The sequence below is a fragment of the Microbulbifer sp. ARAS458-1 genome, assembly GCF_045348205.1.
Taxonomy (GTDB): Bacteria; Pseudomonadota; Gammaproteobacteria; order Pseudomonadales; family Cellvibrionaceae; genus Microbulbifer.
This window is the reverse complement of record NZ_CP155838.1, coordinates 3751099-3772608: the sequence shown is the minus strand read 5'-3', so window position 1 is coordinate 3772608 and position 21510 is coordinate 3751099. Positions and strand designations below refer to the sequence as shown.

Sequence of the window (21510 nt, the reverse complement as noted above, 5' to 3'; positions counted from 1 at the left end):
AACTCCTCTGTTATCCGACCTGCTGGCGTTCGTTCTGGTTCTGGTGCACCAGATTGACAAAAATCTCTTCCAGGGAGCTTTCACTGGAGTGCAGATCCTTGAACTCGATACCCTGCTGGTTCAACGCGCGCAGCAGTTCGGCGATGCCTGTGTGCTCTCGCTGGGTGTCGAAGGTGTACACCAGCTGGTTGCCTTCGTCTGTCACTTCCAGGGCAAACTCACCGAGACTATCGGGCAGCCCGGTGACTGGGTTCTGCAAGTGGATGGTCAGCTGTTTTTTGCCCAGCTTGCGCATCAGCGTGTGTTTTTCTTCCACCAGCACAAGCTCGCCATGGTTGATCACACCAATGCGATCCGCCATTTCTTCTGCTTCCTCGATATAGTGCGTGGTGAGAATCACGGTAACGCCATTTTCCCGCAGTCCGCGCACCATTTCCCACATGTCCCGGCGCAACTCTACATCCACACCGGCGGTGGGTTCGTCGAGGAACAGAATGGACGGCTCGTGGGATAGTGCTTTGGCGATCATTACCCGGCGTTTCATACCACCGGACAGCGCCATGATCTTGCTGTCCTTTTTCTCCCATAGGGAGAGTTGACGCAGGATTTTCTCGATGTATTCGGGGTTGGGCGCCTTGCCAAACAGACCGCGGCTGAAGCTGACGGTGTTCCACACACTCTCAAAGGAATCCGTGGAAAGTTCTTGGGGTACCAGGCCTATCTTGCTGCGCGCAGGGCGAAATTCCCGCTGAATATCGTGGCCATCGGCGGACACACTGCCACTGGTGGGATTAACGATACCGCAGATAATACTGATGAGGGTGGTTTTGCCGGCGCCATTGGGGCCGAGCAGGGCGAAAATTTCGCCACGATTGATTTGGAGGTCGACGGATTTGAGCGCGGTAAAACCGCCGGCATAGGTTTTACCTACGCCGTCAATAGAAATGATCGGTTGCACGCATCCTCCCTTGTTCTCTGTGCGTCTCGCAAAAAGCGGCACACATTGTGCCCCGAAGCCATACGAGTGCGCTAGCGGTTCGGGGCAGGTGGAGGTCAATGCGAGATTAGAGCCCAAAAATTCTGTTGTAGAAGTTCACTGCACCCTCGTAGGCATCATTGGCGGCCTCTTCATTGTACGCCAGTGGAATGCCGAACTTTTCGCCGCGACCGGTGGCGGCAGGGTTGGTGAAGCCGTGTTTGGCCCCGGGGTAACTGATCACATCGAAACGCACACCGGCGGTCTGCATTTCTTTGACGAAGTTGGCTACCTGTTCTGCGGGAATCATGTCGTCGTCACCGCCGGTGTAGACCTGGATTTCTGCTTTGACATCGCCGGGTTTGATCTGCACTTCGGTCTGCAGGTCGCCGTGGAAACTGACGACACCTTTTAGCGGCAGCCCAAGGCGGGCCATGGTCAATGCCACCGCGCCACCGAAGCAGTAGCCCTGTGCGGCAACCTGGCCGACTTCCACGGTTTCGTGAGCGTTGATCAGATCGAGGGCGGCCTGGAAGCGCTTGAGCGCGGCACCTTCGGTCTCTATGGTTTTGTTCATGAGTGCGGCGGCGTCGGCGGGATTGTCGGCGCCGACACCGGTGCCGTACATGTCGAGGGCAAAGGCGGTGAAGCCTTCGGCGGCGAGGCGCTCGGCTTCTTCCCTGGTAAAGTCGTTCATGCCCCACCATTCGTGGACGAGGAGGATGGCGGGCCGTTTGCCTTCGAGGGTTTCGTCGTAGGCCAGATAGCCGGTAAAGGATTCGCCGTCGATGGTGTATTCGATGTCTTCGGTGTGCACTGCGTCCTCCTTGAGGAATACTTGGTCTTGAAAATGGTGTGCCAAGAGTAGATGGGTGCTTTGGCTAAAGCAACGCGCAGCCGTCATTCCGGATCAAGTCCGGCATGACGGTTTCTGTAAAGTTGGGTGCGGGAATCGATCCCCCTCGTCATTCCGGGCTTGACCCGGAATCCAGTGCTACGAAGCCAGATGCAGGATCGAATCCTACATGACGATCAGCCGGTCAGTTTTTCGGTCGGCGGTACTTTGAGTCTTTAGGCGGAATAATATCGCCATCCTCATCCAGCTCCGGAAATGGCAACTTGTACTGCTCACAATATCTCACCATTTTCGGGTGCATCCAGCGAAACAGGATGTCTTTTATTTTCGGGTCATCTTCGTCGAGCTCTTTGTTTTCATACATTCCCGCGTTGGTCCTCTGATACATCGCTTCCTGAAGAATAATCGCCGCGGCCACACTCACGTTGTAGCTTTCCACCATGCCGATAATCGGGATGGTGACATGGTCGTCGGCGTGCTCGGCAGCGTAGTCGCTGAGGCCATCTTTCTCGGCGCCCATGACGAGGGCGAAGGGCTGGGTGTAGTCGGCTTGTCGGTAGTCGATGGCGCGGTCGGACCAGTGGGCGGCGTAGAGGTGCATGCCCTGCTGTTTTAGATGAGCCATACCGGTTTGAATATCGGGGTAGACTCTGTTCCCCGTAAAGCGGCCACTGCCTCCGGCGGTGTTGTGATAAATCTTGTGGCCGTGCAGTGGCTGCACCATGTGGATTTCGGGGATGCCGACAGCGTCGGCAGTCCGCAGCATGGCAGAGATATTCTGGGCTTTATGTACCTGGTCGGTAAGGATCGTCATATCGTGCTGGCGCTGGCGGAGCACCTGCTTGAATTTCTCGTAGCGGCTGCGGCTCATGGTACTTCTGTCTTGTTCGTTCTTTGGGGTGCCGCGGATTATAGCATCGTGGGTTCTAAAGGGTTTTGTGGTGCCGGCTTTGGACGTGTGGGGGCGGCACTGCTACCGAGTACACCTGTGCGAGACACGCCGTAAACCCATCCCTGGGGGCTCGTCTGCGGCCGTCCTGGCCGCAGACGGTCTCGCAAAGGTGTACTCGGTATCAGCGCCTTCGCACCGGAGAACTTACAGTTCGACGAGCGAGTAGTGTTCTACTTCTGGGAATGGGTCGTAGAAGTGGTGGAGGAGGGCTTTCCAGTTTAGGTATTCGGGGGATTTTCGGAAGCCCTGCGTGTGGTCTTCTAGTTTTTCCCAATTCACCAACAGGATGTAGCGGCTTTCTTTTTCAAGGCACTTTTGTAATTGGTGATTTTTGTAGCCTGGTATCGAGGAAATGATGCACTGTGCCTTTTTGAAGGCGCGTTCGAATTCTTCATTCTGACTTGGCTTTACGTCCAGAATCGCTACTTCAAGAATCACGCTAGCTCCTTGTTCAGAGGGAAATGTAAAATGTGAAGGTAAAGTGCCGGGTGTAGCTTTTCGAAAGCGTGAGCGACAGGGACGTCGCCGCCGCAGCGTGTAGGGGTGAGGCAAGCGATTGCGAAGCACTGCTTCACGCGCAGCCGAACGACGTCAATCTGTGATTGGCGGCCGGCCCCGCTTGCGGGGTTTACAGCGGTTTCGAAAAGCTACACCCGGTGCTTTTCCGCCAAAAAACTCGCTTACTCGGGACCACAGAGCTACATCAAAGGCGCAGAAAAGGGTTCCACCGTAACCCAATCCCCAGTTTCACAATCCCCGCCTTCCCGAGGCAAAACAACAAAACAGTTCGCCGCCGCAAAGCCGGAAAGAATATGACTCCCCTGAATACCGCGAGTCTCCACCACCTGAATCCCATCCTCATCGCGATAGGTAAACCCTCGTTGATAATCCGTGCGTCCAGGTCTCTTGCAGATATCGTTCAACAACCGCGCGCGGACCTGTAGAGGAGGCTGGTGGAATTTTTCGGAGGTGCCACGCAATTTTTCTAGGGCGGGAACGACCAGCTGGTACAGGGTAACGATCGCGGAAACCGGGTTACCGGGCAGGCCGAAGAATAAAGCTTCACCATCGGCTTTGGGGAGGCGACCGAAGGCGAAGGGTTTGCCAGGTTTGATCGCGAGCTTCCAGAAACCGATTTCGCCGAGTTCCTGCAAAACGGTTTTGGTGAAATCCGCTTCACCGACGGATACACCACCGCTGGTAATGACAAAGTCTGCGTTGTCGCGGGCTTTGATAAACGCCTCGCGGATTTTTTCTGGCTGGTCCGGCCAGTAGCCGAGATCCAGAATATCCACATCCAGTTGTTCTAATGCAGCCTGCAGTGCAATTCGATTGCTATCGTAGATATCGCCATCGCCCAATTCGGATGCCGGGGTGCCGATGGGTTTCAGTTCATCACCGATGGAAAGCAGGGCGGCTTTGAGTTTGCGCAGTACCGTGACTTCGGCCACACCGGCGCCGGCTAACAGTGCAATGTGGGGGACTTTGATTTTGGAACCGACTGGTATGAGGCTCTGTCCGGTATGGACGTCTTCGCCGCGGCGGCGAATGTTTTCGCCAGGTTTGGCGGGGCGGCTCATGGTGAGCTGGTCGCCATCTAAATTGCAGTTTTCCTGCATCTGTACGCGGTCGGCGCCCGTGGGTACGGCGGCACCGGTGGTGATACGGGTGGCTTGGCCTGGTTCCAGAGTGCCAAAAAAAGGGTGGCCGGCGAGGCTTTTGCCGATGATGGTGTAGCTGTCACGGTCGCCGCTCAGGGCGTAGCCGTCCATGGCGGAGTTGTCGCAGGGGGGCAGGTCGAGTGCGGACAGTACGGGCTCGGCCAGTACGCGGCCACAGGCCTGACTTAATGGGATGGTTTCGCTCGCGGTGATGGGGTTGATGCTGTCGATCAGCATCTGCTTGGCCACTTCTACGGAACGCAGGCCGTTTTCTGCACAGGCATCAGTCATTGTTATTGCCTTAAATCTTGTCTGTTTGGTCGAGAAGATAGCTGGGCTGGGTGGGATTTGCCAAGTGCTGAGATGGGATTGTTCGCTCTAACGTCATTCCGGGCTTGACCCGGAATCCAGCGCTACGAAGCTGGATGCCGGATCAAGTCCGGCATGACGCTGATAGAGGTTGAGAGTAGGTATATCGTACTTACAGGTTGATTCGTCACTCTCCCGTCATTCCAGGCTCGACCCGGAATCCAGAGTTCCGAAGCCGGATGCCGGATCAGGTCCGGCATGACAGTGATAGAGCTTGAGAGTAGCTGTATCGTACTTACCGGTTGATTCACCGCTCTCTCGTCATTCCGGGCTCGACCCGGAATCCAGCACTACGAAGCTGGATGCCGGATCAAGTCCGGCATGACGTGAGAACTATTCGGTGCTTACCCAACCGCTACTGCAAGATTGGTATTCAGCAGCGCTGAGATTTCCGGCTTGCAGGAACCGCAGTTGGTACCACATCCCAGCAGTTCACCCAGCTCATCAACGGAGGCCGCACCTTCGGCAATCGCCGCTTCGATTTCCTTGCGGGAAACCTGCAGGCAGGTGCATACCATCTGCGCACTGGCGGGGACGTCATGTAAGAGTTTTGCAGGTGCGTCTGGTAGTGGCTCTTGCAGGGCGTTTTCCAGAGTTTTGCGGTCCGGCAGGCCCTGCCAGTCGGCGCTGGTGAAGACCAGTAATTCCATCTCTTCACTGTGCAGCAACCAGCGTTCGCCGCTGGGCAGTTGCAGCTGTTTGCGATTGAGTTGTTTGCCGCTCAGGTTGAACAGCTTGTCGGCCATGGACTGCCAGTCCGGTTGCTTTTTCAGGGCCAATTCGAAACGGTAATCGCCTTCCACCGGTACCCGGTACCAGTGCAGGATGGTTTCAAACAATTGCGTGTCGCCGGCCTGCAGGCGGCTGTGGAGTTCTTCTGCGGCTTTGCTGCGCAGTAGCAGGCAGGCGTAGCTGTGGGCAGAGAGTGGTTCGACTTTTACCGCTACCTGCTTCAGTTCCGGCTGGCCGGAGAAGGGGTCGGTGAAGGGGATGGCCAGGGCGCTGACGGTGGCGTTGTGGGCGAGGCTGTCACTCCAGTGGATCGGGGCAAACAGTTGGCCGGGTTTCTGACTGCTGGTAACTTTTGCGCGGCCGAAGAACTGGCCTTTTTCGCTTTCCACGCGCACCAGTTGTGCATCTTCGATACCGAATTTAGACGCTTCCTGTGGATGTACGTGCAGTTCCGGCGCTTCGCTGTGGTCCAGCAGTTTGCGCGCGCGGCCGGTGCGGGTCATGGTGTGCCACTGGTCGCGCAGACGGCCGCTGTTCAACACCAGCGGGTATTCGTCGCGGGCTTCCTGCTTCGGGCACCGGGGCTGTACGGCGACAAAGCGGGCGCGGCCATTGGGGGTGTAGAAGTCGCCGTCGCTGAACAGGCGCGCGGTGCCGTGGGGATGTTCGGCGTTCACCGGCCACTGCACCGGAGTAAAGAAGTCGTATTCCTGATCGCTGATATTCGCCAGCGCGGAAATATCGAAGGCGCGGCGGGCCTGGTCACGGGTGTTTTCAAACCCGGACAGGGCGGCGTGCTCGCGGAAAATATCTGCCGGGGTTTCAAAATCAAACGCTTCGCCAAAGCCGAGGCGCTTTGCCACCTCGCAGATGATTTCCCAGTCGTGGCGGGCTTCCCCCGGTTTCGGCAGAAAACCTTTCTGACGGGAGATACAGCGCTCGGAGTTGGTGACGGTGCCGGTCTTTTCCCCCCAGGTGGTCGCGGGTAGCAGCAGGTCGGCGGTGCGCGCGGTATCGGTATCGCCGACGCAGTCGGAGACGATCACCGTGGGGCAGTTTTTCAGGGCGGCGGCGACGCGGCGTGCATCCGGCATACTCACCGCCGGATTGGTGGCCATGATCCACACGGCCTTGATCTGACCGCTCTCCACCGCGTTAAACAGGTCCACCGCTTTCAGGCCCGGGCCCTGTGCCATCTTTGTGGCATTCCAGAAGCGGCCCACGCGGTCGATATTGTCTTCGGTGAAATCCATATGCGCGGCGAGCATATTCGCCAGCCCGCCCACCTCGCGCCCGCCCATGGCATTGGGCTGGCCGGTGATGGAGAAGGGGCCACAACCGGGCTTGCCGATGCGGCCGGTGGCTAGGTGGCAATTGATAATGGTGTTGTTTTTATCGGTGCCTGTGCTGGACTGATTGACGCCCTGGGAATAGAAGCTGATGGTTTTTTCTGTGGTGCGGAACAGCTCGTAAAAAGCGAGCAATTGCTCCAGCTCCACACTGCAGTATTCCGCCACTTTCTCCGGCGTCCACTCCGCGGCTACGTAAAGCGCGTCGGTAAAACTTTCCGTGTGGTTGTCGATAAACCCCTGATCCAGGGCACCGAATTCGGTGAGATAGTGCAGCAGACCGTTAAATAGCGCCGCATCACTACCCGGGGTGATCGCCAGATGCATATCCGCCATTTCACTGGTGGCACTACCGCGGGGATCTACCACCACCAGTTTCGCATTGGCCGCCTGCATCCGTTGGAACAGAATCGGGTGAGTCCAGGCGGCATTGGAGCCGATCAGAACCACCAGCTCCGCCTCGTCCAGATCCTCGTAATTACACGGCACCGCATCCGCGCCAAATGCACGTTTGTAGGCGGCCACCGCAGAGGACATACACAGGCGGGAATTGGTATCCACATTGCCCGTGCCGATAAATCCCTTCATCAGTTTGTTGGCAACGTAATAATCTTCCGTCAACAACTGACCGGACAAGTAAAATGCCACTGAATCCGGCCCGTGCTCGTCGATGGTCTCGCGCAGCCGCGACGCGGCAAATTCCAGCGCCGTTCCCCAGTCGCACTCTTCGCCGTGCAACTGCGGCTTTAACAGACGCCCGTGGTTGCCGAGAGTATCCGCCAGGGAAGAACCCTTGACGCACAGCTTGCCTTTGTTGGCCGGATGCTGCTGATCTCCCTCAATGCGGATCACATCCTCACCAGTGGCCGGGCTGGACTCCCGCGTCGCCGCCACCCCGCAACCCACCCCGCAATAGGGGCAGGTGGTACAGGATCTGTGGGCGCTGAACAGTTCTGTTAATGCCATCTTCGACTGCTTATTTTGTTTGCTTCTTCTTTTAATCGGCCGATCGGATTATCGATTAGCCAACCTGAATCAGAACATCATCGCCCTCAAAGGCAACGGGGAATATCTCCAGCTTGATCTCTTCCTCTTCCAGGCACTGGCCGTCGCTCAGGCGGTAGTGCTGCTTGTACAGCGGCGAGGCAACGGTCAGCTCACCGTCGATCTCCGCCACAAGGCCGCGGCCGATTACGCCGGCGTTGGCGATAGGATCCCAGTTATCGATGGCGTACAACTGGGGTTCCTGCTCGGGTAAAAAAAACAGGGCAATCTGACGACCGCCCACAAGAGCGCACACTCCGGAATCGGCTACAAGGTCTGATCGCTTGCAGACTTGCAGCCACTCGGCGCGGGTTATGGCAACTTCGCTCATTCTGGTTCTCCACAAATGGTGGTGGTGAAAATCTTAAAACTTGTGTTCTTTTCCAGCTTCTGTGGGGCTGGATTCCGGCCTGCGCCGGAATGACGCGGGGCGGACTAAATTAGTTCGATGCGAAGGCGAGGCGCCGAGTGCGGGTTTTCAGGAGCGTCGCAAACAGGAAGTTTGCGCCGCAGCGCCCATGGATGGGTTCCCAGGGGGGCGCCCAGCTCGGTCCTGAAAACCCGCACCCGGTGACTCGCCGCCACCGGGCCGGGAAAAAACTTAAGCCGGCTCGGCAATCTTGACGATTTCTTCCTGAGTCGCAGGGCGGCGTTGTTCGCGCTCTTCCACGAAGACGATTTTCTCGTCTTTCTCGTCGGTATTTACGAACTGGCGGAAGCGCTTGACCATTTCCGGATCGTTGATCGCGGTTTTCCACTCACACTGGTAAGTGCCAACCACATTGGTCATCTGGCGTTCCAGCTCATCGCAGATACCCAGCTTGTCCTCGATCACCACCTCGCGCAGGTAATCCAGACCACCTTCCAGGTTTTCCAGCCAAACCGAAGTACGCTGCAACTTGTCCGCCGTGCGCACATAGAACATCAGCACACGGTCGATATATCTAATCAGCGTCACATCGTCGAGATCCGTCGCAAACAAATCCGCGTGACGGGGGCGCATACCACCGTTACCACACACATACAGGTTCCAGCCGTTCTCGGTCGCAATCACACCAATATCTTTGCTCTGGGCTTCCGCACACTCACGGGTACAACCGGAAACCGCCATCTTGATTTTGTGCGGGGAACGCAGGCCCTTGTAGCGGTTCTCTACCATAAGCGCCATGCCCACACTGTCCTGCACACCAAAGCGACACCAGGTACTACCCACACAGGATTTAACGGTGCGCAGGGATTTACCGTACGCGTGGCCAGTCTCAAAGCCCGCATCGGTCAGCTCGCGCCAGATCTCCGGCAGCTCTTCCAAGCGAGCGCCAAACAGGTCGATACGCTGGCCGCCGGTGATCTTGGTATACAGATCGTATTTCTTTGCCACCTGACCCAGCACGATCAGTTTGTCGGGAGTAATCTCACCGCCGGCAATACGCGGAACCACGGAGTAGGTACCGTTTTTCTGCATATTCGCCATAAAGGTATCGTTGGTGTCCTGCAGGCCAACGTGGGGCTTTTTGTGAATATGTTCGTTCCACAGGGATGCGAAAATGGAAGCCGCGGTGGGCTTACAGATTTCACAGCCTTTACCGGTGCCGTGCTTGTGCAGTAGCTCGTCGAAGGTTTTGATTTCCTCCACCTGCACCATGTGGAAAATTTCCTGGCGGGTGTAGGGGAAGTGCGGGCAGAGGTCGTTGTTCACTTCCATACCCAGGGCCGCGAGCTCTGTGTCCACCACGTTTTTCAGCAGTGCAGAACAGCCACCACAGCCGGTGGCCGCCTTGGTGCAGTCTTTGACTTCGCCCACAGAGCAGCAACCGCCCTGAACCGCGCCGACGATGTCGCCTTTGCTGACGTTGTGACAGGAACAAATGGTGGCGGTATCTGGCAGCGCGTCGGCACCGAGAGTCGGGGCGGCGCCGTCCAGTGCCGGCAGGATCAGTTGTTCCGGGTGTTCCGGCAGATCCATATCGTTCAGGTGGTATTGCAGCAGGGTGTCGTAATCGCCGGTGTCGCCCACCAGTACCGCACCGCGTAGTTTCTTGCCTTCGCGGTCGGTAATCATGCGCTTGTACACGCCAGTCTGTTCATCGACAAAGGTGATCGCGGCGGAACCTTCCGCGCGGCCGTGTGCGTCGCCGATGGAGCCCACTTCCACACCCAGCAGTTTCAGCTTGGTGCTCATGTCCGCGCCGTTGAATTCCGCTGCCTCGCCACACAGTAGGGAAACCGCGGTGCGCGCCATGGTGTAGCCGGGGGCTACCAGACCGTAGATAAAGTTGTTGAACAGGGCACACTCGCCGATGGCGAAAATATTTTTGTCGGAGGTGCGGCAGGTATTGTCCACCACGATACCGCCGCGCTCACCCAGTTCGATACCAGCGGATTTCGCCAGGCTGTCTTCCGGGCGGATACCGGCGGAAAACACAATCAAGTCGGTATCCAGGGACTTGTCGCCTTTGAAGTTCATACGCAGGCGACCGCCGTCCACTTCTTCGATCAGTTCGGTGGCGGTGCTGGTGTGAACGGTTACGCCCAGCTCTTCAATTTTTTCCCGCAGCAGTTTGGAGCCGCCTTCGTCCAGCTGTACGGACATCAGGCCCGGGGCGAATTCCACCACGTGTGCTTCCAGGCCGAGCTGTTTGAGCGCGTTGGCCGCTTCCAGCCCCAGCAGACCACCGCCCACAACCACGCCAACCTTGCCTTCTTTGGCGGCGGCCTGAATTTTGTCGAGGTCTTCAATGGTGCGGTAGACGAAGCACTTGTCGTGCTGGTGGCCGGGAATCGGCGGTACAAAAGGATAGGAGCCGGTAGCCAGGATCAGGTGATCGTACGCTTCACTCGCGCCACTGGCAGAAGTTACGATTTTGTTCTCGCGGTCGATGCCCACGGCGGCATCGTTCAGACGCAGGTCGTAACCCCACTCGCGGTACTGCTCCACTTTGCCCATGGCCAGGTCGTCGGCGGAGCGGCCGCCAAAGTATTCGGAGAGGTGTACCCGGTCATAGGCGGGGCGGGGTTCGGCGCAGAATACCAGCACGTCGAACATTTCCCGTTCGGGACGATTTGCCAGTTGTTCCAGGAAGTGGTGACCCACCATGCCGTTGCCGATGACGACGATTTTTTGCTTAACCATAATCTCTGCCGTTTGAACCTGATTGGGTTCGACAGAAGAAAAGCGTTAGGGGAGGGCCTGGTTAGCTTGCGGCTGCACGGGCGTCCCCTCTTCTGTCGAAGAGTGTCAGGCGCCGTTGCCTTGCTAAAAGAATGTCGGATTGTGACTAAAGATATTCAATCTCTATGCCAACTTTTACGAGCGGCAGAAGGTTGGGGAAACCACAGGTTTTGTACGGTTTAATGGCGATTTCGCATGGCGGCGCGCGTCAACTTGGTGCGCCTCTGCCAGACTTGCTTCAAAGGAGGGCAGGTTACAGGAAGTACAACAGGTGAGACAGAATCGCCAGTACCGCTACCGTCTGCCAGAACAGTAGCGGGTTGCGTTCCATCAGCGGCGGTTTTTCCGCGTTATCGAACTTCTTGTTCGGTGTACTGAGGTCGTGCACAAATTCCGACAGAGCCGGGTAGCGGTTTTTCGGGTCCGGTGCACAGGCTCGGCGCAGGGCACCGTCAATCCAGTCTGGTATTTCTTGCCGCTGCCGTCGTGCACTGCGGTAGCGCAGACTGGCGTAGTTCTTTAACTGATAGTGGTTGCTGCCGAAGCGCTCTTTATAGGGATAGCAACCAGTAAGCATTTCATAGGCGATGACCCCTAGAGAGAAAATATCTGAACGGTGACTGGCCGCATCGCCGAAAAAGTATTCCGGCGCGCAGTAGTTCTTGCTGCCCGGTGGTGCACTATCCTGATAGCGCAACAGCTCTTGCAGCCCCGCCGCATTGGCGCCCCCCAGGTCGATCAGTTTCAGGCGACCGCTGGAATCCACCATGATATTTTCCGGCTTCAGATCCCCGTGCACGATTTCCAGTCGCTGCAGGCGGCGCAGGGCGCTCACCAGCTGCTGCACCAGATTGCGCACCTGATCCAGCGGTGGTTCCGGATTCAACTGCATCCACTGACGCAGATTCTGTCCGTCCACATACTCCATAACGTGGTAAAGAAACTGACGCTCCTTGCGCGGCGGAAACACCTTCACAATGGCCGGATGCTCCAGCCTGCGCCCGGTCCACTCCTCTGCGATAAACCGTTCAATGTAGGCCGGATCGTCACTGAAGTTTTCCGACGGTGCCTTCAAAGCGCGCAGCTCATCCGACTCCATATCCCGTACAAGATATAGATAGCTGCGACTACTCGCGTGCAGTTCCTGCAGCACCTCGTAACCGTCGATCTTGTTGCCCGGCTGCAGCGGAGGCGGGAAGGGTAGCTGGCTTGTCGCCAGCATCACATCGTCCGCCTCCGGTGACTCCACTACATTCACCCGGCACAGGGCCAAGCTCAGATTGTCCTGGCTCCCGTTTTCCAGCGCCGCCGCCATCAACGGCTGCGCCGCCTTCAACTGGTGCTGTGTGAGCAATCGGGTGAACTGCCTGGTGGGCAGAAAGTCGTGAATGCCATCGGTGGTCACGCAAAACAGATCACCGGCTTCCAAAGGCTCCTGCCGGTAGTCCACCTCGATATGTGCGTCCATCCCCAGTGCCCGGCTTAAAAACGTCCGCCCCGGGCCCAGTGTGCGGCTGTGGTCCTGTGTCAGGCATTCGAGCTTGCCGTCTCTCAGTCGATAGATCCGCGAATCCCCGATATGAATCAGGTGCGCCGTAGCGCCTTTGATCACCACCGCAGAGAAGGTCGTCAGCCAACCGCGCTGCACCTCATCCGCACCACCGCTCTGTCGGTACAGCCAGCTGTTCAGCGCATGCAGAACCCGCGCCGCGGCCTGCTTCACCGACCAGGAATCCGGCGTGCTGTAATAGTCGGAAATAAACCCGCTCACCGCCGCCCGCGCCGCCGCACCACCAGCCTCCGCACTGCCCACCCCATCCGCAATCGCTGCCAGGGAACCGCGATATCGCAGGTCACTCCCGGTCGCACGGTAGACGGCCACCGCGTCATCGTTATAGGTACGCTGTCCACACTCCGTAGCCGTGGCAAATTCCAGGTTCTCGGAATTGGACGCCTGCTGGTCTGAATCGGGCACAGTGATGGTTTCGCAGGTGGTGTTCAAATTAGTGTCGGTAATAGTAAGTAATTGGATGTGAAGCACTGCACCGATAAAGGGTTCCGAGACGTTGATTCGGGCCATCCATGGCCCTCACCCTCCGGGCGCCTTCGGCGTCTTAAACGGCAATCCTGCCGTTTAATCAAAAACAGGATGTTTTTGCAGAGCCCCCATGGATGGGTTTACGGCGTGTCCTGCAAAGGCTTACCAGTGCCCGGCGCCCCGGGTTCGTTCCGGAGCACCAAAAAGCTCGGAATCAAGCTACGTCGATCAGAGAAACACTACCATCCGGCATGACTTCCGCCATCTGACCTTCCGGCTCCTCCAGGAACAGCAGCGTCACAAAGCCAAGCACCGCTGTACCCGCAATGACCAGGAAGAATGTCTGGTAAGAAACCATACTCAGCACCGTCAGATAGAACACCGCGCCCACATTACCGTAAGCTCCGGTCATCCCTGCAATCTGCCCGGTCAGGCGGCGCTTGATCAGCGGCACCACAGCAAACACCGCACCCTCACCGGATTGCACGAAGAAAGAACATGCCATCGCCGCAGCCACCGCCAAGTATAAAGGCCACTCGCTGTCGATCATGCTCATGGTCAGATAACCCAGCGCCAGACCCGCGGTCAGAATCAGCAGCGTACTCTTGCGCCCGAACCGGTCACTGATCAAACCACCCGCCGGACGCGACATCAGGTTCATAAACGCGTAGGCCGAAGCCAGCAGACCCGCCTTCACCGGATCCAGAGTAAAGGTCTCCGAGAAAAACAGCGGCAGCATGGAAATCACCGCAAGCTCGGAACCGAAGGTCGCAAAGTACAGAATATTCAGCACCGCAACCTGCTTGAACTTGTAGCGGTGAATAGGCTCCGGTAGCTTCACGAAAATCTCTTTGTTGATGTCGTAACACTTCTTCGCATCAAACACGTACAGCGCCACCAGGGATACATAAATGACGATCGCCACCGGCATTGCCAGCATGCCCACGCCCGCCGGCGACAGCTTCCAGGTCAGCAGCGCCAGCGCCGCGTACATGGGCACCTTCATGATCAACAGCAGTACAAAGTCCGACGGGCTGGACACTTCCATGCCGCCGATTTTCTTCGGCTTGAAATAAGTGCCGCCTTTCGGGGTGTCGGTTACCGAGCGGTAATAAATCACACTGTAAACCAGTGCAATCACACCGGTAATACCGATGGCATAGCGCCAGCCGTCGTCGCCACCGAACAGCAGTGCGATGGTCGGCAGGCTCATGGCACCGGCGGCAGAACCAAAGTTACCCCAGCCACCGTAAATACCTTCCGCGGTACCCAGCTGCTTTGCGGGGAACCACTCGGAAACCATGCGGATACCAATCACGAACCCGGCGCCGATAAAGCCCAGCAGAAAACGGCCGATAGCCGCCGCGGTAAAGCTGTCCGCCAGCGCAAAGATAAAACAGGGGATACTGCCAATGGCCAGCAACAGGGAATAGGTCAGGCGCGGGCCGTATTTATCGGTGAGCATCCCGATAATGACCCGCGCGGGAATGGTCAGTGCCACGTTCAGTATCAGCAGTGTCTTTACCTGTTCTGAGGTCAGCGACAGGCTGTCCGCAATCGCCATTAACAGTGGTGCGTGGTTAAACCAGGCAAAGAAAGTAATAAAGAATGCTATCCAGGTCAGGTGCAGCACCCGGATTTTTCCTTTAAAGGAAAACAGATTTATGGAATCGCTGGACATAATTCTATCCCGTCAGTTTGTGTTCTGGATCAGCCTGCTTGCTCTCGGCAACCGTCCCAAATTGCGGGCATAAAAAAAGCCCACGGGGCAACCTGGCTGCCGCCGGTGGACTTCGATGTCCTGTATCTCTGTGCAACCCGGGATAAAAACCGGGCTGACAATATTCATGGTGTTTCAGTAGTTGCGGTTTGTCCCTTCAGAGGGCTGCAAAACCGCTACTTGCTGAATTACTGCATTCAATATCTGTGCCACTTGTGGTCGGTTATTGTGCATGCGTACATTGGTGGTGCGATTCCGGGCGGGTGTCTCTGAAGAGGCACTCATAACAAGGTTGAATTCGCCCCGTTTTGGGGAGCTTTTGTGCTTGCGGTGCACCGCAATGCGCCGCAGGCGACATCGCTTGCTAGACGGTACCTGCCTTCTTGGATGAGCCGAGCTGCTGGAGGCGCAGAAAATCCAGGGTCTGCTGGTACAGGTCCGTGCAGAAAAGCTGTGAAGTATTCGTATCTACCGGCGCAATGTCATTGCACAGTGCCACAAGCTCCCTGGCTTTTTGCTCGGTGGGGCGCCCGTGCTCCGATTGCGGATGGGCGAACAGGTGCCATCCGGTGTTCTGCACCGGCTCTTTGCCGTGCAAACTCAGAAGCTGGTCGTTCAGAGAGGCGGCAATGGTTGCTTCCGGTAAATCCAGGTTCTCGGGACGCGCCAGAATACCGACCGCATCGCGGCGCTGGTTGCGATCGCTCAGCCAGCCACAGGCCTCCAGCAGTGCTGCGCGCAACGCCATGTGGGTCGCCGGATTGGCTTCGTGCCAGCTGCGGGTAACGGCCAGCACCTTTTCCGGCATGGCGGGCATCAAGGCATTATTCGGGGTGGCGATAACGCCGATGTTCTCCTGGACTGCCAAGGTATTCCAGGGCTCGCCCACGCAGAATCCATCGATATCGCCGCGGCGCAGGTGATCGACCATTTGCTCCGGTGGCAATACCAGCAGGCGCACATCGGTGTCCGGATTGATACCGGCACTGTTGAGCCAATAGCGCAATTGCAGGGTGTGGCTGGCAAACGGGTAGACACTGGCGAAGGTGAGGGGAGCTTCACCTTCCGCGCGCGAGGAAATAAACCGTTGCAGTGCCGCGCCATTACCCGCCGCATCATGGGTTGCCGGGCTCAACTGGTCGTACAGGGATTTTGACAGGGTAATTGCGTTGCCGTTGCAGCTCAGAATCAGTCCGCTGAGCAGTTCTTCCTCACAGTGGGGCAGTGTCTGCTTCAGAGTCAATGGCATCGGGGCCAGCATGGCTGCGGCGTCGGCCGCCCCACCTATCAGTTTGTCGCGCAGGGTCGCCCAGGATGTTTCACGCTGCAGTTCCACTTTGAGCCCGTAGCGTTCGAACAGGCCCAGTTCACGGGCAATGATCAGCGGTGCGCTGTCGGTGAGGCGCAGGTAGAGAAGTTTCAGGTTCGGCTTTTCGGCTTGCAGGCTGCTCACGTTGATTCTCTCGATAATACGTTCGGTAACTTGTTTGTATTCTTGCGCTGGTTCGCCCCGGGTGTGTTTTTGAGGCGTGTCAGGCCGGGCTCAACGCGCAGATGATTGCAGGTGAGCGACGATCTGTTCAGCCACGTTGCGCATGGTGGAGTTGCTGTTCATGGCCAGGGTGCGCAGCGTCTGGTGGGCTGCCTGCTCGCTGATGTTTTTGCGCGCCATCAGCAGGCCTTTTGCCCGTTCAATAATTTTGCGTTCGTCGAGCTGTTGCTGGGTGCGCTGCAGAGACTCGCGCAGGTGCTGGTAGCTGCGGAACTGGGCCATGGCGATTTCGATGGCGGGGGCCACACGCTCGGCGGACAGGCCTTCGGCCATATAGGCACTGACGCCGGCCTCGACCGCGCTGGTAATAAATTCGGCGCCGCCGCGAGCGGAAAACATGGCGACCGGAGTGGGGTTGTGTTGATTGATGACCGACAGGCTCTCGAGGATATCCCGGTCCGGAGACTCGATGTCAATCAGGACAATGTCCGGCCGGTGTTTCTCCACCTGGAAAAGAAGGCCCTCGGCACTGGAAAGCTGTGCCAGCAGGTTGTAGCCAGCAGCGGTGAGCTGTTCAGCCACCATGGCAGCGCGTTCTGTCTGGTCATCGACCAGCAGAATGCTTATTGGGGCAGATACTGGAGTGGTGGTCATCGCTTCGTCAAAACTTATGTTCGAACTGCTGCCAGGCGCCATCAGTGTGACTACTGAGGCGCCAGTAGTCCGGGTGCGTGCTTGGCAGGCAGGCCGGTATTTTTGTTATCGCATGGATCACTTGCGGCCGAGTACTTTGTCGTATCTGCGCCGGGTGTCGCTGCTTTAGAGTTTATGCTGAGTCGTTGCAATCTTGGTGCCAGAAGCAAGGACTTAGCTGCCAATGGCGCTGCCTTGCGGGCCTGCGCCTGTCGGCAGACAGAAATAAAAAAGCCCGGCCGCACACACGGTGCTGCCGGGCTTCTTTGCCTGTGGTGATTAGACAATCAAAACTCGTACCAACTTTGGCAAACGGAGCAGGCCCGCACAAAGCCGCATGCGAACGGGATGAGCAAGCGCTGATGGGGTTGGGTAAATACCTGGTATCAGTGCCTTCAGTTGGTGCGGGTGACAAGTTGTGGGCGGCAAATTGGTGCAGGGGCGTCACCTGGCCGGGTTTGCTGCGATGTCGACGACTGGATAGAGGGTGGCGGGTGAATTGGCTCTTTGGGGCTAATGGCGTCTGCTGTGGAATATGCGAAGCTACTTTTGCTGTATGGTTTCTTTTTCGGATTGCCTTGAAGGAAGAATGATTCTGGGAAGCTGTATTCGATGACCCCTCCCCACAACCCCAGTCCGCCCCGCGGGGGCGCTTTCAATACTGGCGCCGTTAGTCTTAACGCCCCGGCCAGAGGTCGCGGTGCGACGCTGCATGTGTGCCCGGTGGTACTCGCCGGAGGTCTGTCCAGCCGCATGGGGCAGGACAAAGCGCTGCTAAAATTATCCAATGGACGGACTCTACTCGAACAGGCGAAGAGCCAGTTTGCGCAGATGCGCGAAATTGACGGCATACAATGGATGCCGACCCTGGTCAGTGGACGCCGACCTGGCGGAATTCCCGATCAGGTCGACGCGGCGGGGCCCCTCGGCGGGCTACAGGCAGTTTACCGGCACCTGCAGCAGAGTGACCGTCCCTGTGATGCGCTGCTGGTGGCACCTGTGGATATGCCGCTGTTGACCCCGGGCCTGCTGCAACGGTTGTGTGTGGCAGGGCAGTCCGTGGAGCAGGCCGTCTGTTACGGCAACCACTATCTGCCGTGCTGGTTGCCCCTGGGGCAGCGTTGCCGCAATTACCTGGACGCCGCCGCTGCGGGCAATGCGATTGCCTCGATGCGGGCACTATTCGGGTTCATTGGCTGTATGCAATTGCCCACCCCGGAGGGCGACTGGCATCTGAATCTGAACCGGCCGGAAGACTATCAGCGATTCCGGGGTGATTGACTTGGGCCGTTGAACTCGGCCTGCAACCCGGCCAGAGACCCGGGTGGGGTAAACCTTCGCTATTCGAACAGAGGTTTTGATTTCGGATGACGGGACAATCGAGCCGATACCTTCTGGCCCAGCGGCGTGTGTTTACGCTGTTGGTGGTTACCCTGCTGTCAGTGTCGCTGATGAGTTGCGGAGATCACTCCCGCCGCGAGTTGAGGGTGGCGGTGGATGCGAGTTTTCAGCCCGCCCTGGAAGCCCTTCGTCCCCAGTTTGAATCTCACTGCCGGTGCCGTCTGCAGATCACTGCGGGTGCCAGTGGTCTGCTTTACAGCCAGATCCGCGCGGATAGCGCGGACCCTGCTTTTGACCTGATGCTGTCCGCGGACAGCGCCCGCCCGGTACTGCTGGAAAAGGCCGGACTTACGGTGCCCGCCAGTCGTCAGGCGTTTGCGCGCGGGCAGCTGGCGGTGTGGGCCAACCCTGTAGTATCCAAAAGTAAGTCCTCCGGTTTTTCCCAGCTTTCCATGCAGCTGACAAAGAGCGGTGCGATGTTGACGCCTCGACAACTGATTCTGTTGCTGGGGCGCGGCAAGCACAAGCTGGTGGTGGCGGACCCTCAGCTGGCCCCGGATGGGGATGCGGCAGTGAAGATGCTCAAGAAGCTGCGCCTCTGGCCCAGGGTCAAGAACCGGGTGGTGTATGCGGGTCATTCCGGCCATGCGCAGATCATGTTGCACCAGGGGGAGGGCGATCTGGGGGTGATTCCCTACAGCCAGGCGCTGGCATCCGGGCGCCGCGGCCAATATATGCGGATTCCGGAGCAGTTCCACCCACCGATCGAATTGCAGATGGTGATCCTGCGGGGTACCCGCCAGCGCACGCTGGCGATCCGTCTGCTGCAATATCTACGCTCCGATGCCGTGCAGCGAAAACTGCCCGAACTGGGTTTTCGTGCCGCAGAATAATATTCTGCAAATAGACGGGATATTTTGGTTTCACAGGAAATAGTTGCGGTTATTCCCATTTATTTCCCGCCTACGAATATGGCAAATCCCGATGCCGATAATTGGTTTTATATGATACCTATTCCATTGGTGAATTATTCCCATATCAAAGCGTTATTATTTGCAGATGGCGCTTTCGAATTAATAAAAACCCTTTGGAATAGTTAACCAAATATTCCCTTATGCGAATTGATAAAATGTGGTTTGGCGTTTTTTTTCGCGCAGCAGCTTATATAGTTTCCCTGTGTCATCATTTAGCCTAAATGCACAATAGTCAGGCGGTTTCTCTCGATTTTTGTTTCATTTGTAACGTAATCTGCTGATTTTTAATCAATTTCCCTTATTTCTGATAAATTTCCACTAAACGAGTAATAAGAATCCTCTATTTCCGTTACCTGAATTTATTCCCTTTAATTCATCGTCCTACCGAAACGGATTTAATTTTTCCGGGAAAACTTTTTTCCCGGGCAGGACCGCTTTCACGCCAAAATCAGATATGCCTGATGACGGACCGGGAAGTTCAGGATTAAATGTCAGCGGTACATAAATGACCCGGTTAACCGGGTCGACTCTTTGCAGCCATTTGTAACGAAGAGTTTTATAACAACGAAATATTTAACGGGAGCACAAACGGTGATTATTGCCATACCAAAGGAGACCGCGCCTGGAGAGTCGCGGGTCGCGGCAACGCCAGCCAGCGTAAAGCGTTTGCAGTCGCTGGGCTTTGACGTTGTGATCGAACAGGGGGCCGGTGAAGCAGCCAGCTTTCCGGATGCCGAATACGAACAGGCCGGTGCCAAGCTGTGTGCGAACGCCGCTGAGTGCCTGAGCCAGGCGGGCATCGTACTGAAAGTACAGCAGCCCACCGACGCCGAACTGGACCTGATCCCCAGCGGCGCCACCCTGGTGGCCTTCCTTAAGCCGGCGCAGAACGAGGCGCTGCTGAAGAAGTTCGCGAACAAGAACATCAACGCGCTGGCGGTGGAGTCCATTCCTCGTATTTCCCGCGCACAGAAAATGGATGCACTGAGCTCCATGGCCAACATCGCCGGTTACCGTGCGGTGATCGAGGCGGCCCACGAGTTCGGACGCTTCTTTACCGGTCAGATCACTGCCGCCGGTAAGATTCCGCCCGCCAAGGTACTGGTGATCGGCGCCGGTGTTGCGGGTCTGTCCGCCATTGGTACCGCCAAGAGCATGGGCGCCATCGTGCGCGCCTTTGATACCCGCCCGGAAGTGCGCGAGCAAGTAGAGTCCATGGGGGCGGAATTCCTCACCGTGGAAATCGAGGAAGACGGCTCCGGCACCGGCGGTTACGCCAAGCAGATGTCCAAGGAGTTTATCGAGGCCGAAATGGCCCTGTTCCGCGAACAGGCCAAGGAGGTGGACATCGTCATCACTACCGCACTGATCCCCGGCAAACCGGCGCCGAAGCTGTGGCTGGCGGACATGGTGGAAACCATGGCCGAAGGTTCCGTGGTTGTGGACCTGGCGGCGGAAATGGGCGGCAACTGTGACTTTACCGAAGCGGACAAAAAAGTCGTCAAGAGCGGCGTGACCATCCTCGGTTACACCAACCTGGCGAGCCGCGCGGCCACCCAGTCCTCCACCCTGTACGCCACCAACCTGTGTCACCTGCTGACCGACATGACGCCGGAGAAAAACGGCGAGATCGTCATCGACTTTGAAGACGAAGCGGTTCGCGGTGCCACCGTGGTGAAGGAGGGCGAAATCACCTGGCCGCCGCCCGCGCCAAAAATCTCTGCCGCGCCTCCGCAGAAAAAGCCGGAGCCGCAGATTGAAGTGGAGCCGAAGCCGGAGAAGAAATCCTCCCCGCTGTCCCTGGTGGCCTTCTGGGCTGTGGCCGGCCTGCTGTTGCTGGCCCTGGGTAAATCCGCACCGGCGGACTTCGTGGCCCACTTTACCGTGTTTGTGCTGTCCATCTTTATCGGCTGGCAGGTGATCTGGAACGTATCCCACGCCCTGCACACCCCGCTGATGAGTGTGACCAACGCCATCTCCGGCATCGTGATCATCGGTGCCCTGTTGCAGGTGGGCGCCACCGGTTCCTTCCTGGTGACCGTAATGGCATTTATCGCGGTACTGTTTGCCAGTATCAACATCTTCGGTGGCTTCTTCGTAACCCACCGCATGCTGAAAATGTTCCGTCGATAAGGAGAGACAGA

The 21510-nt window shown here is 57.4% G+C and carries 15 protein-coding genes; 3 read left to right on the top strand and 12 right to left on the bottom strand.

Going from position 1 to position 21510, the window contains the following annotated elements; all coding sequences use genetic code 11:
• Positions 1–10 precede the first annotated feature (10 nt).
• The 12 genes from AAFH99_RS15725 to AAFH99_RS15670 form a co-directional block, all read right to left on the bottom strand.
• The gene (locus AAFH99_RS15725; RefSeq protein WP_043319063.1) at positions 11–958 is read right to left on the bottom strand and encodes an ABC transporter ATP-binding protein; all 948 of its coding nucleotides are present in this window, start codon (positions 956–958) and stop codon (positions 11–13) included.
• A gap of 106 nt (positions 959–1064) precedes the next feature.
• On the bottom strand, positions 1065–1793 hold the full coding sequence (locus AAFH99_RS15720) for a dienelactone hydrolase family protein (protein ID WP_043319061.1): 729 nt from the start codon (positions 1791–1793) through the stop codon (positions 1065–1067).
• A gap of 223 nt (positions 1794–2016) precedes the next feature.
• A complete protein-coding gene (gene trmH / locus AAFH99_RS15715) occupies positions 2017–2703 on the bottom strand; it encodes a tRNA (guanosine(18)-2'-O)-methyltransferase TrmH (RefSeq protein ID WP_406828215.1) in 687 nt (228 codons plus the stop codon).
• A 225-nt stretch (positions 2704–2928) separates the two neighbouring features.
• Complete coding sequence (locus AAFH99_RS15710) at positions 2929–3222, bottom strand: antibiotic biosynthesis monooxygenase family protein (RefSeq protein ID WP_406828214.1); 294 nt, start codon at positions 3220–3222, stop codon at positions 2929–2931.
• 260 nt (positions 3223–3482) lie between these two features.
• Entirely contained in the window at positions 3483–4736 is a 1254-nt protein-coding gene (gene glp, locus AAFH99_RS15705) for a gephyrin-like molybdotransferase Glp (RefSeq protein WP_406828213.1), read from the bottom strand.
• Positions 4737–5158: 422 nt separating this feature from the next.
• A complete protein-coding gene (locus AAFH99_RS15700; protein ID WP_406828212.1) occupies positions 5159–7861 on the bottom strand; it encodes a molybdopterin-dependent oxidoreductase in 2703 nt (900 codons plus the stop codon).
• 55 nt (positions 7862–7916) lie between these two features.
• Positions 7917–8270: a nitrite reductase small subunit NirD gene (gene nirD, locus AAFH99_RS15695; RefSeq protein WP_043319051.1), complete on the bottom strand. Its 354-nt coding sequence runs from the start codon at positions 8268–8270 to the stop codon at positions 7917–7919.
• A 270-nt stretch (positions 8271–8540) separates the two neighbouring features.
• Positions 8541–11069, bottom strand: coding sequence for a nitrite reductase large subunit NirB (nirB, locus tag AAFH99_RS15690; RefSeq protein ID WP_406828211.1), 2529 nt, complete (start codon positions 11067–11069; stop codon positions 8541–8543).
• 292 nt (positions 11070–11361) lie between these two features.
• The gene (locus tag AAFH99_RS15685; RefSeq protein ID WP_406828210.1) at positions 11362–13188 is read right to left on the bottom strand and encodes a protein kinase domain-containing protein; all 1827 of its coding nucleotides are present in this window, start codon (positions 13186–13188) and stop codon (positions 11362–11364) included.
• A 172-nt stretch (positions 13189–13360) separates the two neighbouring features.
• Complete coding sequence (locus tag AAFH99_RS15680; RefSeq protein ID WP_406828209.1) at positions 13361–14827, bottom strand: NarK family nitrate/nitrite MFS transporter; 1467 nt, start codon at positions 14825–14827, stop codon at positions 13361–13363.
• Positions 14828–15230: 403 nt separating this feature from the next.
• The gene (locus tag AAFH99_RS15675) at positions 15231–16319 is read right to left on the bottom strand and encodes a CmpA/NrtA family ABC transporter substrate-binding protein (RefSeq protein WP_406828208.1); all 1089 of its coding nucleotides are present in this window, start codon (positions 16317–16319) and stop codon (positions 15231–15233) included.
• A 90-nt stretch (positions 16320–16409) separates the two neighbouring features.
• Complete coding sequence (locus tag AAFH99_RS15670) at positions 16410–17012, bottom strand: ANTAR domain-containing response regulator (RefSeq protein ID WP_406828207.1); 603 nt, start codon at positions 17010–17012, stop codon at positions 16410–16412.
• Positions 17013–17663: 651 nt separating this feature from the next.
• Between AAFH99_RS15670 and AAFH99_RS15665 the strand changes: the two genes are divergently transcribed.
• The 3 genes from AAFH99_RS15665 to AAFH99_RS15655 all read left to right on the top strand — a co-directional run bounded on the left by AAFH99_RS15665 (position 17664) and on the right by AAFH99_RS15655 (position 21499).
• Positions 17664–18332, top strand: a complete 669-nt coding sequence (locus tag AAFH99_RS15665) for a molybdenum cofactor guanylyltransferase (RefSeq protein WP_406828206.1) — start codon at positions 17664–17666, stop codon at positions 18330–18332.
• An 86-nt stretch (positions 18333–18418) separates the two neighbouring features.
• Positions 18419–19285, top strand: a complete 867-nt coding sequence (gene modA / locus AAFH99_RS15660; protein WP_406828205.1) for a molybdate ABC transporter substrate-binding protein — start codon at positions 18419–18421, stop codon at positions 19283–19285.
• Positions 19286–19957: 672 nt separating this feature from the next.
• The gene (locus AAFH99_RS15655; RefSeq protein WP_406828204.1) at positions 19958–21499 is read left to right on the top strand and encodes a Re/Si-specific NAD(P)(+) transhydrogenase subunit alpha; all 1542 of its coding nucleotides are present in this window, start codon (positions 19958–19960) and stop codon (positions 21497–21499) included.
• The last annotated feature ends 11 nt before the right edge of the window (positions 21500–21510 follow it).

Bases quoted from the DNA above. Each gene is read 5' to 3' on its own strand.
- trmH (WP_406828215.1), bottom strand. From the start codon at position 2,703: ATGAGCCGCAGCCGCTACGAGAAATTCAAGCAGGTGCTCCGCCAGCGC.
- glp (WP_406828213.1), bottom strand. From the start codon at position 4,736: ATGACTGATGCCTGTGCAGAAAACGGCCTGCGTTCCGTAGAAGTGGCC.
- AAFH99_RS15700 (WP_406828212.1), bottom strand. From the start codon at position 7,861: ATGGCATTAACAGAACTGTTCAGCGCCCACAGATCCTGTACCACCTGC.
- nirD (WP_043319051.1), bottom strand. From the start codon at position 8,270: ATGAGCGAAGTTGCCATAACCCGCGCCGAGTGGCTGCAAGTCTGCAAG.
- nirB (WP_406828211.1), bottom strand. From the start codon at position 11,069: ATGGTTAAGCAAAAAATCGTCGTCATCGGCAACGGCATGGTGGGTCAC.
- AAFH99_RS15685 (WP_406828210.1), bottom strand. From the start codon at position 13,188: ATGGCCCGAATCAACGTCTCGGAACCCTTTATCGGTGCAGTGCTTCAC.
- AAFH99_RS15680 (WP_406828209.1), bottom strand. From the start codon at position 14,827: ATGTCCAGCGATTCCATAAATCTGTTTTCCTTTAAAGGAAAAATCCGG.
- AAFH99_RS15670 (WP_406828207.1), bottom strand. From the start codon at position 17,012: ATGACCACCACTCCAGTATCTGCCCCAATAAGCATTCTGCTGGTCGAT.
- AAFH99_RS15665 (WP_406828206.1), top strand. From the start codon at position 17,664: ATGACCCCTCCCCACAACCCCAGTCCGCCCCGCGGGGGCGCTTTCAAT.
- modA (WP_406828205.1), top strand. From the start codon at position 18,419: ATGACGGGACAATCGAGCCGATACCTTCTGGCCCAGCGGCGTGTGTTT.